The organism is Mesorhizobium sp. B2-8-3 (assembly GCF_006440815.1).
In the GTDB taxonomy this organism is placed as follows: Bacteria; Pseudomonadota; Alphaproteobacteria; order Rhizobiales; family Rhizobiaceae; genus Mesorhizobium.
This window is the reverse complement of sequence record NZ_VFTW01000010.1, coordinates 109,691-122,572: the sequence shown is the minus strand read 5'-3', so window position 1 is coordinate 122,572 and position 12,882 is coordinate 109,691. Positions and strand designations below refer to the sequence as shown.

The window sequence follows — 12,882 nt, the reverse complement described above, 5'->3', positions numbered from 1 at the left end:
GAGGCCGCGCGGACATGTTGGACAACTATGAGGTGGACAGGTTCGGCGTGATCCACCAGATCGACTTCACGCCGATCAAATACGACAAGAAATACATTTCCTACTACGAGGACCTGAGCGACCGGACCATCAAGCTCGGCTATCAGCGGCTTGGCTGGGTGCTGGGCATCACGGGGGAGATTCCTCGCTCGGTGCTGGAAATCGGATATGGCACCGGCACATTCATCGAAGCCGCCAAGATAACCGGCGTCGCCGATTGCGCCGGCTGCGATATCGCCGAATTCCCCCTGCCCAAGGGGGTTCGCTTCGTCGATTGGGATCAGGCGCTCGCAGGCTCATGGGACCTCGTCGCCATGTTCGACGTGCTTGAGCACATCCCCGATCTCAGTTTCCTCTCGCGCCTCCAGGCTCGCCACCTGGCCGTCGCCGTCCCGTATTGCCGCTGGCGCGAGCTCGGCGCCGACGGCGACACATGGTTTGACAAGTGGCGCATGCGCCTGCCCAACGAGCATCTGCACCACTTCGACCGCGACTCGCTGGTTGCGCTGCTTGCAGCCAGCGGGTTTGAATGCGTGACGCTGAACTGCTTCGAGGATGGGATAAGGCTGCGGCCCGGCGAAGCGGGCCCGAACATCCTGTCGGGCTTCTTCAGCAGGCTTTAGGCCGTCGAAGCCGGTCGAGCGCCAAGAGCGGACTATTCCGGTATTATGGCGCAAACGCCACCGGACGACCCGAGCAACAATCCCTAGATCGCGGGGGGAGTCAGTGAGCTAGGAGTAGGTTCGTGCGGGCGCGGGCGGCATGGGCCGCTTCAATCAGCATCGTTACCATAGCGGTGATACCGGGCGAACTCGGCCGCTATCGAGCGACCGATGTAACCTCGCTTAGGGGCCCTTACGTCGGCCAAGACATAATCAAGATTGACGCAATTGTAGCGGTGGCAAAACCGGGTCCGTCTGGTTTCCCTGAAACCGTCATCGTAGATGACGATCCCCCAGACATACAGGAAACGATCGGTTTCCTCCCTCAATTCGCCCGGGTCGGTAGTGCCGACCTCACCAACGTTGATGACTATGCCGCCCTGAATCATGTGCCCGGAAGGCGGTATTACGTTTCGCCCCTCACATTTAGTCTCATCTATCGGGAAGTCATCCAGTCGCCTGTCGTGATTGAACTTGTGTTCAATCACCCACCTAATTTCTCGGGCGGGCAAATTCCCGGCGTTGGATATTTTGATTTGCGGCACGCTTTGGAACGGCCCCTTGTCACCGGGGAGCCGGGCACGCCCGCGCTCGTTATGCGCATGCACGCCATATGGTTCGACGCTCAAGTATGCCCGTTGGAGCGTTCGGATGTCCTCCGCAGCCGATTTGCGAATCCGGCGGGTTTCCCACCAAAGCGCGACTGTAGAAGCGCCGAGAACACCCGTGAAGAGCGTCAAAACAAAGGTATAGAGCGCGATCGGATCGGTTATCGTCCGCTGCCAAACGGTTTCGCCACCTTCATTTTCGCGGTTTTGGGCTGCGTCTTCGGCGGCGGCCTGTTGCTTGCCTGGTGGATGAGCTGACTGAGATGATTCAAGCCACCACGGATCGGCTTGGGCGACGCCGCATAGCGCCAGAAAAAACGCTATCGCGATTAGGCGCATGGCTGGGATGGATTGTCGCGACTGCTGCATGGTTAGGTCGCATGGTCCACATAGGTCGACATGCGGATTTTCACACCGCTATCGAGCGTCTCGTCAAAGCTGAGCAGATAGAGGAATGGCGTTATGCGCTGGGGCGGTCCAACAACGGGATCGTAGATGACCGCTCCCTCCAAAACGAGATCAATTTCCTGGTTGGCGAAACGCTCCCCCGCTTCAGCGGGGGCCTTAAATTGTGCATCGCTCACGATGTAGTCTGTCTGCTCTGGCGGAATGTCGATGTTTTCGATGAAGTTCCTGCGGCCAGCCCAAACGTCACTCGGATCGGCGTAGCGAGAGATAACCCAACTAGTTTGGATGCGCCGAGCTGGCGTTCGACCAAAATTGCCGACTTTCAGGTCCACCCACATTTGATATTGCTTAGTGGATTTGCCCGTAACGACATCAATAAGATACGGGAGTGGATGAAAGCTGACTTCCACCTTGGTTACGCTGATGTACGCACGTACTTGCGTCACGCCAGTTTCTCTGGAGACTGCGACGGCGTCCTGAGCGGCTTTGGTAGACGCCTGCATGTCGGTGGATTGCTGGGCAGCATTGTCCTGAATCAGCTTCATTTGCTTTTCGCCGGCCAGCCAGAGCTTATTGGTGGAGCGCCAGAGCAACCCGGTAAACACGCACAGAACAAAGGTGAAGAAGGCGACCGACCAATCGGGCGCATGTTCAACCAGGTTTTCGCGCCATTCTTTGCCGGCGTTGCCCTGCTCGTCATCGGTGGTCTTTGCTTCGCTGATAACTTGGCTCGGCGCAGGCGCGACCGTATGGGTTTGGCTGTTTTGCGGAGTACGTTGCTGATCTTCGGCAGTAGCTGGTTGCGGGGAACCGCCTTGTTGGCTTGGCTGGGTCTCTTGTGACCAGCTAAGCCCGCCAATCGCCAGAACAAGGCCGATAGCAACCGGCCACGCTTTCCAGTTTCGCAGCATCCCCCACCGCCCTGAAAGCCCCTAGATATCCCCTAGACTTACGCTCTCTTTGCCAGTGGCAGCAAGTGCGGCCAGGTTCCGCGAGCGACGCCGCGGCTTCATCGTCAATGTCACGTCGATGGGCGGCATGATCACGATGCCGGGCATCGCCTATTATTGTGGCAGCAAGTTCGCGCTCCAGGGCATATCGGAAGTGATGCGTTCGGAAATGGCTCCGTTCGGCGTTCGGGTCACGGCCGTCTGCCCCGGCTCTTTCCGGACGGACTGGGCCGGGCGCTCCATGGTCCGGACCGAAAGGTCCATCGGCGACTATGATGCGCTTTTCGATCCGATCCGGGAGGCCCGACAGGCGAAAAGCGGCAAGCAGCTTGGCGATCCGGACAAGCTTGCGACGGCCTTATTGGCTTTGGTGGAATCCGAAGCCCCGCCACCGCAGCTCCTGCTTGGCAGCGACGCCCTCGAGCTCGTGTCGGAGCGTATCCAGCATCTGCAGCAAGAGATCGAAGCCTGGAGGGCCGTAACCATCTCGACCGATGGCTGACAGCATAACCACGGCAAAGCCGCGGTTAGACGGTTGGGTCACACCGTGGCGCGAACCTACGCCAGCGCGTTGACGGTAGGCAGCTTCATGGAACGCCCGTAACTTTCGGGCGCCAGGCGGAACGTCAGCACCGTCACGATGGCGATACAGGCAAGGTGCAGCAGCCAGCCGGCGCGGAAAACCGCCGGTCATGTCGTGCAGCACGGCGACGATCCAGGGCGGTATCGCGGCGATGAGAAAGCCGCCGCCCCGGGCTCGGCCTGTCGCTGCTGCCGCGGAGCGTGACGATCGGGCATCGCGTCCGGCCCTATGCCCGACTTGGCGCCGAGCCTTCGATGGTGGTCTCCCTTTATGCCGGGCCGGTCGCGGAACTGGCCGAGCGCATGACCGCGGTTCTTGCCACCCGGTCTCAGGTATCCGAAGGAGCGCGGGAACAACTCACCCGCATTGCCTTCCGCGCCGGCTCGCACAATAGTCGAGCCGATGTTCGAGGCGATTGCGAGTCACTGGTCCACGCTTATCCTGATCCTGTCGCTGGCGATGGCGGGGGTGGGGATCGTGCATGCCATCATGACGAAGGAGGACGTGCGCGCGGCCACCGGCTGGGTGGGCGTGATGCTCTTGTCACCCTTTCTCGGCGCGATCATCTACGCCATTGCCGGCATCAACCGCATCCGCCGCGCGACGATCAGTGCCATGCGCCCGGTCTCCCCCGAGGCCGCCGCCGCTAGGCACGACCGCGACGTCGCGCTCGAAGCCTTGATCAGCGCCGAATTCGGCCAGCGCTTCACCGGGCTGAAGACGCTTGGCGACAGGGTGGCGCGGCGTCCGCTCACATCGGGAAACACCATCGCCGTGCTCAAGACCGGCGATGAGGCCTATACGGCGATGTGCCGGGCGATCGACGCGGCGCAAAGAAGCGTGCTGCTCGAAACCTATATCTTCGACAATGACGCGGTGGGCGCGCTTTTCGTCCAGTCGCTCGGCAATGCCGTCAACCGCGGCGTCACCGTGCGGGTGCTGATCGACGCCGTCGGCGTGCGCTACTCGGTGCCCAGCATCCTGAAGCAGCTCAGGGAAGCCGACGTCACCGTCGATCTCTTCAACGGCAACATCGTCATGGGCCTGAGACTTCCTTATGCGAACCTCAGGACCCACAGGAAGATCCTGATCGTCGACGGCACGGTGGCGTTCACGGGAGGCATGAACATCCGCAAGGGTTTCTCGGCCGAATTCGCCGGTTCCGACAGTTCGCGCGACACGCATTTCGAAGTCACCGGGCCGGTGGTGGCCGATCTGTTCTCGGTTGCCGCCGAGGATTGGCGCTTTGCCGGCAACGAGGCCCTGAAGGACGGGCCCTGGCAGGTCGAGCGCGCGGTGCCGCCGCCCGGACAGCCGATGCTGGTGCGGGCGGTGGCGACCGGACCGGACGCGTCCAACGAAACCAATCTCAAGCTGCTGATGGGCGCGTTTTCGGTGGCCCGCAAATCGATACGCATCATGTCGCCCTATTTCCTTCCGGACCGCGAATTCATCAGCGCGCTGACCACGGCCGGCCGGCGCGGCGTCGAAATCGACATCGTCGTGCCGGCGGTGAACAACCTTTTCCTCGTCGACCATGCGATGACGGCGCAGTTCGACCAGGTTTTGAAACATTATTGCCGCGTCTGGCGCCACGAAGGCTCGTTCGACCATTCGAAGCTGATGGCGATCGACGGCGTGTGGGCCTATGTCGGCTCCTCCAATCTGGACGCCCGCTCGCTGAGGCTGAATTTCGAGATCGACATGGAAGTCCTGGATGAAAACTTCGCCGCCGAGATCGACGCCCGCATCGCGGCGGCCATCTCCACGGCCCAGCCGGTGACGCTGCAGACGCTGAAGGAAAGACCGTTCATAATCCGCGTCTTCGACCGTTTGTTGTGGCTGGGATCGCCCTATCTTTAGAGCAGGAAATCGAGCATCGGGATCATGGAGATAGACGATATCAAAGGACGCAGTCTGCCCGAGACGGTGCTGCTCTCGATCCGCGGCAGAAGCGCGCGCAAGGCGCGGGCGACGCCGCGCAAGCGCGTCAACGGCGCCGAGATCGTCGTCGCCTCCTACAATGTCCACAAATGCATCGGCACCGACCGCAGGTTCGATCCTGATCGGACGGGGCGCGTCATCCGCGAAATAAGCCCCGACGTGATCGCCCTGCAGGAGGCCGACAACCGCTTCGGCGACCGCGCCGGTCTGCTCGATCTCGCCCGCCTCGAACACGATACCGGGCTGGTGCCGGTGCCGGTCATCGGCAACGGCAAGGGACATGGCTGGCGCGGCAACGTGCTTCTGTTCAAGCGCGGCAGCGTGCGCGACGTCCACCAGATCAAGCTGCCGGGGCTGGAGCCGCGCGGCGCGCTGGTCGCCGAGATCGATCTCGACGAGAAACGGTCGCTACGAGTCATTGCCGCGCATCTCGGCCTGCTGCGCCGCTCGCGCTCGGAACAGGCACGCGTCGTGCTCGACATCATGAGCAGCGCCGACGAAAGGCCGACGCTGCTGCTCGGCGACCTCAACGAATGGCGGCTCGGCAACCGCTCGGCGCTGAACACGCTGCACACGACATTCGGCCCGACGCCGCCGGCGGTGCCGACTTTCCCATCCGGCCTGCCGGTGCTGGCGCTCGATCGCATCATGGGCAACCGGCACGATCTGGTTTCAGGCGTCGAGGCGCATGACACGCCGCTGTCGCGCGTCGCCTCCGACCACCTGCCGCTGACGGCGTTCGTGCATTTGTAGCGGTGCCATGCAAGAGTGGCCTTCGGTCCGTCGAAGGTTCGCGGATCAGGAGCTAGGAAGGCCGGCTCTCGACAGCATCTCGAGGAACCTGCCGTGATGGTCGTCCCTCACATAGCGGGGCATGAACCCAGGAGCGACATTGCCCAGGTTGAGATGTGGAAGCTGTGACAGACAGTGATGGATGGCCCGCGAGGCTTCTTCATTGTTCCCTGTCGCCGAAGCGGTTGCCGCCCAATAAAGGGCGCCGCGCACGAATCCCGGCTTTGTCCTGACCACCTTGCGGGCGACTTCGAGTGCCCGCCGATCGTCCTGACCGGCAAACAGCGCCAAAACCAGGCCGTGGTGGCGCCAGAAGTCGATGACGTCATGCGTTCCAAGCCGGATCGCTTCGTTGGCCGCGCGCACCGCCTCGCTGACCTGTCCGCGCAGCGCGAAGAGCATCGCAATATCGCCGTGGCCGCTGGGATAGCTCGGATTGAGGCTGATTGCGTGCTGGCATTGCACGATCGCCTCGTCGATCCGGCCATCGCATTCGTAGGCGAATGACAGGATGCAGCGGGCAATTTCATCGTCGGGCACGGCCCTTACCGAGTCCTCGGCAAGCTCGATCGCACGGTCGACAGACTCTTGCTTGCGAGGCAAGGCGCCGAACGCACCCCCCATGGTCGTCGCGATTGACAGCGTCCGTTTCGCGCGGACGTTGTCGGGCGCAATCGCCAGAGCTTTTTCGGCGAGATCCTTCGAGACCAGCAACGAGTCCCGGGTCATCTCGAAATATTTCATCAGGGCTTCGTTCACCAGCCGGCGCACTTCAGGAGGACCGGGCGGGCTCTTGTCGCGAACCTTCCAGTTGGTCAACTGAAGCTCAAGGCTCACCGCCAGCACGACCGACTGCGCGATCCTGTCCTGGAATTGAAGCGCGCTTTCCGATTGGCCGTCGAACTTCTGAGCCCAAACATTGTGGCCGCCCGCGGCATCGACAAGCTGGATGTTCACCCTCAGCCCGTCTCCCGACCGCTGGACGCTGCCCTTCAGCGTGTAACGCGCCCGCAAGCTGTCCTGCGCCCTCGGCTCCTCGCCGTTTTTCTCGAGGGCCGAGATAACGATATAGTCGGCCACCTCGGAGAGCGCCGTGGTGATATCGTGGACCAGACCCTTGGCGAAGAAGTCGTCGCCGCGCTGTCCCGTCAGATTGACGAAGTCGGCCATGGCGATGGATGGGCGTCCCGAGCGCTGACCGGCGATGGCTCCGTTGGCCGTCTGCGGATTTGACGGTGACTCTGTGGAGGAAAGCAGCGATTGCCAAAGCGTTCGTGTCTCGGCGCTGACATCGACACCGAACTCCTTCCTCAAGACGCTTCTGCAAGCCTCGAAGGTTCGCAACGCCTGGTCTCGCTGACCGCCCGCGACGAGCAGTTCCATCTTCAGCCGGTAGGCTTCCTCCCGCGTCGGTTCCATGGCCAGAATTCGATCGGCCACGGCAAGCCCGCTTTCGGCATCCACGAGACGGGCGAGCTTCTCCAGCGACGGAAGCGCGCGGCTCAGCAGCCTTTCGCGTTCCTGCGCCGCCCAATCGTCGAAAACATTGGTGCCGACATGAAACCCGTCGAGAAACGGCCCCGTATAAAGCGCCAGGGTGGTTTCGAGCTCCGAAGCGGACCGGCCGGACAGGCCGGCTTCGAAGTCCTCCACGTCAACCCGCACCGCGTTTGCCTTTATCCCAATCAGCTCCTTGTGGGACTGGATGATATCCATACCCGCGCGCGACAAATCCCGGCGCAGGACACTGAGCGTTTGCCGCAGGCTGTTGCGTGAGTGTTCGCTGTCGCTGTCGCTCCAAAGCAGGTCGGCCAGCCGCTCGCGTGGCGCCGCCATACCGGGACAAAGGGCAAGATAGGCGAGGATAGCGGCACCGCGCTTTCCGGTCAGCAAGAGCTCACTGCCAGCTTCCCTCTCAATTCGAAAACCACCGAAGAGAGAAATCCTGCCAGCAATGAAGCCTTTCCCACCCTGCATTGCCAACGGACCCCCAGCCTGACGAAATTCTAACTCAAAACTAACGCCTCGCAAACGCCAAGCCCGCCATTCCAAGCGTTATCGTGACGCACTTCATTTAGCATCCCCTGAAAGAGGAATAGCTGATTTCTCGACAAGTTTCTTGTCAGAGGGGGAAATAAGATGGTCGAATGTATTCATGGGACTTTTGGCTCTGATGCGGGGCCGATCAGGCATATCAATTCATTGCTGAGACTGGCGACATTCGCGACCTCAATACTTTGGGGACCTGTCGCGGATGCAAACAACGTCGGTCTGGCGTCGATGCGTGTCGACGTAGCCGTGGTCTTCGCCGTGGATTTCTCCTCCTCGATCGATCCCAAGATCGCCGACATGCAGCGTGAAGGCCACGCCGAAGCGCTCACCTCGCCCGAGATCATCCGCGCCATCTCCCAGAACTATCTCGGTTGCATCGGCGTGGCCTATTTCGAATGGTCGAGCCCGGGTCGCTCGCGCACCGTGCTGCCCTGGACACGCATCTGCGGACTGGACGATGCCAAGGCGGCCGCGTCGGTGATCAGCAAGACGGGCGACACCGGCCATATCCGTCGAGGCCGGGGCGGAACTTCGGTTTCGACGGCAATCGATGTCGGAAGTCTCCTGCTCGATGAGTTTCCAGGAAATGCCATGAAGAAGGTGATCGACATCTCTTCGAATGGCGAGAACAATGACGGGCTGCCTGTGCAGCCAAGCCGGGAAAACGCCATCGCCAAGGGTTACACGATCAACGCGATCGCCATTCCGGCCGACGACGAGGACCCTCGCCAACCGCTGGCTTCCTACTTTGAGCAGTCGGTTATCGGCGGCTCACAGGCCTTCGTGATGTCACCGAAGGAGCCGCGCGATTACGTCACGGCCCTGCGCCGCAAGCTGGTGACGGAAGTGAGCATGAATGCCGAAACGCCCGATCGAGCGTCGGCACTATCCGCCGCCGCTGCAAATATCCAGTAGGCTTGCACGCCCATTCGTGAAGGACTTGCCGGCGGAAGTTCGTCCCGCCGAGACGACGCAGGTGCCCTACCCCTCCCTCAGCCAGACCAGCATCTCGCCGGGGTCGCGATTGTCCCAGGCGAAATAGGGAATGGCCTTGAGCTTCGTCTCCTTCGTCGCCGGCGGTTCGGGGCGATAGAGATCGTGACCCCAGTTCTTCGTTTCGGCCCGGCTGCCGATGGCCGAAAGCGTGACCACGCCGCCGAGCAGGTTCGGCTCCTTGTTGGCCTCGAGCCTGGCCGTGCGCGATAGCGCTATGCGATGCAGCCCGCCGCCATTATCGGTTTCCTCGACGCAGTAGATCAGCGGGCCGCGCGCCAGCGCCACCCGGCCGATGTCCTGCCGCACCTGCGGGTTGGTGAAGAGGCGCGCCATCGACATTTCGAGATCGAGCTCGACCTTATCGCCCTGGCGCCATTCGCGGCGGATCGCGGCATAGCCGTCGACCGTCGCCGCTTCGAGATCGACCAGCTTGCCGTTGATCCGAAGCGCTGCCTTCCGGCACCAAGCAGGCACGCGCAGATGAAGCGTGAACGCAATCGGCGCCTCCGGCTCGACCTCGATCGCGACCGCGCCGTCCCAGGGATAGTTGCAGGTCTGGACCAGGGTAACCTGCCGGCCGGCGATCTCGAAGCGCGCGGTCGAGTCGCCATAGAGGTGGACCGCCAGCGCATCGTCGGCGAGGCCGTAGAAATAGCTGCCGATCGAGGCCACCATGCGGCCGATATTGGGCGGGCAGCACGGGCAGCGGTGCCATTTCCAGCGATGGTGGCCGCCGCGGCTCTCCAGCGGGTTCTCGTAGAAGAACAGCGAGCCGTCGAGCGACAGGCCGGAGATCGAGCCGTTGTAGAGCGACCGCTCCATCATGTCGGCATAGCGGGCGTTCGGCCCCATGCCGAGCATTCGGCTTGCCCAGAACACCAGGCCGACCGAGGCGCAGGTCTCGGCATAGGCGGTTTCGTTGGGCAGGTCGTAGTCGTTGGTGAAACCTTCATTGTCGGCCGACGGACCCAGACCGCCGGTAACGTAGAGGCTTTTCGTCGTGAGATCGTCCCAGAGCCGCTCGAGCGCCACCTTGAGCGTGTCGTCGCCATATTCGGTCGCGATGTCGGCCATGCCGGAATAGAGGTACATGGCTCTCACCGCATGGCCTACGACCTTGTCCTGCTCGCGCACCGGCTTGTGCGACTGGTTGTATTCGTAGGTCTTGAAGTGGAAATCCTTCGGGTCGGCGCCGCGCGCCAGCGCCTCCTCGTCGAAGTAATGCGGCTGCTGGCCGCGCTGGTCGATGAAGTATTTGGCCAGCTTCATATATTTGTCGTTGCCGGTGACGCGGGCGAGCCTGACCAGCGCCAGCTCGATCTCCTCATGGCCACAATAGCCTTTCCGCTTGCCGGGCTCCGGACCGAAGGTGTCGGCGATATGGTCGGCATAGCGGCTCATGATGTCGAGCAGCTTGCGTTTTCCCGTCGCCTGAAAGTAAGCGACGGCGCCCTCGATCAGGTGGCCGGCGCAGTAGAGCTCGTGGCAGTCGCGCAGGTTGCTCCAGCGCAGGCCGGGCTGGATGCGCTGGTACCAGCTCGACAGATAGCCGTCCTCCTGCTGCAGCTTGCCGTACATGTCGATGACGGCGTCGATCTTCTTTTCCAGATCGGGATTTCGGCGGCGGTAGAGCGAATAGGCCGCGGTCTCGATCGTCTTGCCCCAGTCGGAATCCCAGAACATCTGGGTGGTCACGGTGCGCGCGGTAAAACCGTCGCTGACATGGAAGGGGATGACGACACCCGGCGACGGCACGTCCGGATCGATCTGCTCCAGCATGCGCGCCTCGACACAACGGTCGTAGAGGATGCCGGCGGTCTTGGCGGCCACGGCATCGACACGGTCGCCCCAGAAGCCGCGGACATCGACCTGCGGCACGGGAAGCGGCCGGAAGGCAAGCTTCGGCCTGGCGGAGGTGCCGGTCTGCGCGGCGGGCTGCGATGCGGTCATGATTTCACTCCATTCGAATTACTTGACGGCCCCGGCCATGAGGCCGCGGATGTAGAAACGCTGCAGCGCCAGGAAGAGGATCAGGCAGGGCACCATCATCACCGTGACGCCGGCCTGCACGGCGCCCCAGTCGATGGCGCCGAAGCGGCCGGACTGAAGCGCGGTCATCATCACCGGCAAGGTGAATTTGGACTGGTCGGTCATCAGCACGAGTGCTGCCAAGAACTCGTTCCAGGCGCCGAGGAAGGCGAACAGCGCGATGGTGACGATGCCGGGCCAGACCAGCGGCAGCATCACCTTCACCAGCATGGTGACGTTGTTGGCGCCGTCCATGCGCGCGGCCTCCTCAATCTCGCGCGGCACGGCGTCGAAGGCGTTGCGCATCATGAAGATCGAGAACGGCAGCTGCAGCGTGACATAGACGCAGACCAGCCCGGTCAGCGTGTTGTGCAGGCCGAGTTTCGTCAGCACCAGGAAGATCGGCGTCAGGATCGACTGGAACGGGATCATGATCGTCGACAGGATGAGGACGAAGAAGAAATCCCGGAACGGAAAGCGGAAGCGCGAAAAACCGTAGCCGGCGAGCACGCTGACCAGCACCGAGAGCAGCACCGTCATCACCGAGACATAGATGCTGTTCTGCGCCGAGACCCAGAGCCCGTCGCCGAAGGAGTTCAGCGTCTGATAATTCTCGATCGAGAAGCCGGTGGTCGGCCAGGGTGGCAGCGGCGGCTGGCGCGCTTCCTGCGCCGGCTTGAAGGTCGACAGCACCGTCCACACGATCGGCGCCAAAAACAGCACCGAGGCGACGATGCCGGTCGTGTGCCTGGCGAGGCTGAAGGCCGCTTTGCGGTTTTGCGACATCGCCTCGGCCATCAGTCGAGCCCCTCGGGCTTGCGCAGCAGCCAGAGCTGGATGAGGCTGAGCGCAACCAGGATGACCAGCAGCACCATGGAGAGCGCCGCGCCGTAGCCAAGCTTGAACGAGACGAAGGACTGGTTGAAGATCCAGTAGACGGCCGTCAGTGTCTGGTTGCGCGGGCCGCCGCGCAGGATGATGTAGAACTGGTCGAAGGCCAGGATCGAGCCGGCGACCGACAGGATCAGCGCCAGCGCCAGCGTGCGGCGCATCAGCGGCAGCGTGATCGCCCTGAACCTGGCGAACGGGCCGGCGCCATCGATGACGGCGGCCTCCTGCAAATCCTGCGGGATCGATTGCAGGCCGGTCATCAGGATGATCATGGTGAAGCCGGCGACCTTCCAGACCACCATGGCGATGATCGACCAGAAGGCCGGCTGGAAGGTGGCGAGAAGATTGACCTTCTTGCCGGTCAGGCCGAGGTCAAAGGCGGCTGGGCTGAACAGGCCGGAATCGACGTTAAGCAGCCACGACCAGAGCAGGCTTGCCGAAGCAAAACCCACCACCGCCGGCATGAAGAAGGCGGTGCGGTAGAGATTGGTGAGCGGGCGCGGTCTTTCGATGAAGATCGCCAGCGGGAAGGCGACGGCGAAGATCGCGATGGTGACGATCACCGTGTAATAGAAGGTGAATTTCAGCGCATTCCAGAAGCGCGTGTCGCGCAGGATGGCAAAGTAGTTGTCGAGGCCGATGAAGGAATGCTCGCCCATCAGCGGCCAGTTGTGCAGCGACATCCACGCCGTCATGCCGAGCGGGATGACGAAGAAGACGGTGACCAGGGCGACGGCCGGCAGGACATAGAGCAGGCCCACCCATTGCCGCAGGCTGGTGCGTGAGCGGGCTCGGGCGGGCGCGGAGGTGGTGGCGATGGCGGTCATGGCTGGGCCTCCCCTTCTCCCCTTGCGGGAGAAGGTGGATCGGCGCGCAGCGCCGAGACAGATGAGGGGTGTTCCAGCGGAGTGAGGCGTCGGCGTTCCCTG

General features: G+C 62.4%; 10 protein-coding genes and 1 pseudogene. 5 read left to right on the top strand and 6 right to left on the bottom strand.

The genetic code is table 11. The features are described from left to right. Positions 1 to 14 precede the first annotated feature (14 nt). Positions 15 to 662, top strand: coding sequence for a class I SAM-dependent methyltransferase (locus FJ418_RS17115; RefSeq protein WP_140867506.1), 648 nt, complete (start codon positions 15 to 17; stop codon positions 660 to 662). A 149-nt stretch (positions 663 to 811) separates the two neighbouring features. On the opposite strand, the gene FJ418_RS17110 is transcribed toward FJ418_RS17115, so the two are convergent. Beyond that, positions 812 to 1,678, bottom strand: coding sequence for a hypothetical protein (locus tag FJ418_RS17110; protein WP_140867504.1), 867 nt, complete (start codon positions 1,676 to 1,678; stop codon positions 812 to 814). A 2-nt stretch (positions 1,679 to 1,680) separates the two neighbouring features. Next, entirely contained in the window at positions 1,681 to 2,628 is a 948-nt protein-coding gene (locus FJ418_RS17105; protein ID WP_140867501.1) for a hypothetical protein, read from the bottom strand. A gap of 73 nt (positions 2,629 to 2,701) precedes the next feature. Between FJ418_RS17105 and FJ418_RS17100 the strand changes: the two are divergent. From FJ418_RS17100 to FJ418_RS17085, 3 genes and pseudogenes are all read left to right on the top strand, one after another. After that, positions 2,702 to 3,169 (top strand): annotated as a pseudogene (locus FJ418_RS17100) (SDR family NAD(P)-dependent oxidoreductase); the annotation flags it as partial. Positions 3,170 to 3,652: 483 nt separating this feature from the next. Next, positions 3,653 to 5,113: a phospholipase D-like domain-containing protein gene (locus tag FJ418_RS17090; protein WP_140867498.1), complete on the top strand. Its 1,461-nt coding sequence runs from the start codon at positions 3,653 to 3,655 to the stop codon at positions 5,111 to 5,113. A 24-nt stretch (positions 5,114 to 5,137) separates the two neighbouring features. After that, positions 5,138 to 5,947 (top strand): endonuclease/exonuclease/phosphatase family protein, encoded by an 810-nt coding sequence (locus FJ418_RS17085; protein WP_181166970.1) that lies wholly within the window; start codon positions 5,138 to 5,140, stop codon positions 5,945 to 5,947. 45 nt (positions 5,948 to 5,992) lie between these two features. Here the strand turns inward: FJ418_RS17085 and FJ418_RS17080 are convergent, their stop codons facing one another. Further along, positions 5,993 to 7,963, bottom strand: a complete 1,971-nt coding sequence (locus tag FJ418_RS17080) for a BTAD domain-containing putative transcriptional regulator (RefSeq protein WP_140656532.1) — start codon at positions 7,961 to 7,963, stop codon at positions 5,993 to 5,995. A gap of 303 nt (positions 7,964 to 8,266) precedes the next feature. On the opposite strand from FJ418_RS17080, the gene FJ418_RS17075 reads away from it, so the two are divergent. Further along, complete coding sequence (locus tag FJ418_RS17075; RefSeq protein WP_246683076.1) at positions 8,267 to 8,953, top strand: DUF1194 domain-containing protein; 687 nt, start codon at positions 8,267 to 8,269, stop codon at positions 8,951 to 8,953. Positions 8,954 to 9,019: 66 nt separating this feature from the next. Here FJ418_RS17075 and FJ418_RS17070 read toward each other — a convergent pair whose 3' ends face one another. From FJ418_RS17070 to FJ418_RS17060, 3 genes are read right to left on the bottom strand one after another with little or no spacing between them, the layout of a single operon-like run. Continuing rightward, the gene (locus FJ418_RS17070; RefSeq protein WP_140867491.1) at positions 9,020 to 10,984 is read right to left on the bottom strand and encodes a glycoside hydrolase family 127 protein; all 1,965 of its coding nucleotides are present in this window, start codon (positions 10,982 to 10,984) and stop codon (positions 9,020 to 9,022) included. A gap of 18 nt (positions 10,985 to 11,002) precedes the next feature. Next, entirely contained in the window at positions 11,003 to 11,860 is an 858-nt protein-coding gene (locus FJ418_RS17065) for a carbohydrate ABC transporter permease (RefSeq protein ID WP_140867488.1), read from the bottom strand. Then, on the bottom strand, positions 11,860 to 12,780 hold the full coding sequence (locus tag FJ418_RS17060; RefSeq protein ID WP_140867485.1) for a sugar ABC transporter permease: 921 nt from the start codon (positions 12,778 to 12,780) through the stop codon (positions 11,860 to 11,862). The genes FJ418_RS17065 and FJ418_RS17060 overlap by 1 nt, the downstream gene beginning before the upstream one ends. Positions 12,781 to 12,882: the final 102 nt, after the last annotated feature.

Excerpts from the sequence above, each read along its gene's own strand:
- FJ418_RS17115 (WP_140867506.1), top strand. The coding sequence starts at position 15 with ATGTTGGACAACTATGAGGTGGACAGGTTCGGCGTGATCCACCAGATC.
- FJ418_RS17110 (WP_140867504.1), bottom strand. The coding sequence starts at position 1,678 with ATGCAGCAGTCGCGACAATCCATCCCAGCCATGCGCCTAATCGCGATA.
- FJ418_RS17105 (WP_140867501.1), bottom strand. The coding sequence starts at position 2,628 with ATGCTGCGAAACTGGAAAGCGTGGCCGGTTGCTATCGGCCTTGTTCTG.
- FJ418_RS17090 (WP_140867498.1), top strand. The coding sequence starts at position 3,653 with ATGTTCGAGGCGATTGCGAGTCACTGGTCCACGCTTATCCTGATCCTG.
- FJ418_RS17085 (WP_181166970.1), top strand. The coding sequence starts at position 5,138 with ATGGAGATAGACGATATCAAAGGACGCAGTCTGCCCGAGACGGTGCTG.
- FJ418_RS17080 (WP_140656532.1), bottom strand. The coding sequence starts at position 7,963 with ATGCAGGGTGGGAAAGGCTTCATTGCTGGCAGGATTTCTCTCTTCGGT.
- FJ418_RS17075 (WP_246683076.1), top strand. The coding sequence starts at position 8,267 with ATGCGTGTCGACGTAGCCGTGGTCTTCGCCGTGGATTTCTCCTCCTCG.
- FJ418_RS17070 (WP_140867491.1), bottom strand. The coding sequence starts at position 10,984 with ATGACCGCATCGCAGCCCGCCGCGCAGACCGGCACCTCCGCCAGGCCG.
- FJ418_RS17065 (WP_140867488.1), bottom strand. The coding sequence starts at position 11,860 with ATGGCCGAGGCGATGTCGCAAAACCGCAAAGCGGCCTTCAGCCTCGCC.
- FJ418_RS17060 (WP_140867485.1), bottom strand. The coding sequence starts at position 12,780 with ATGACCGCCATCGCCACCACCTCCGCGCCCGCCCGAGCCCGCTCACGC.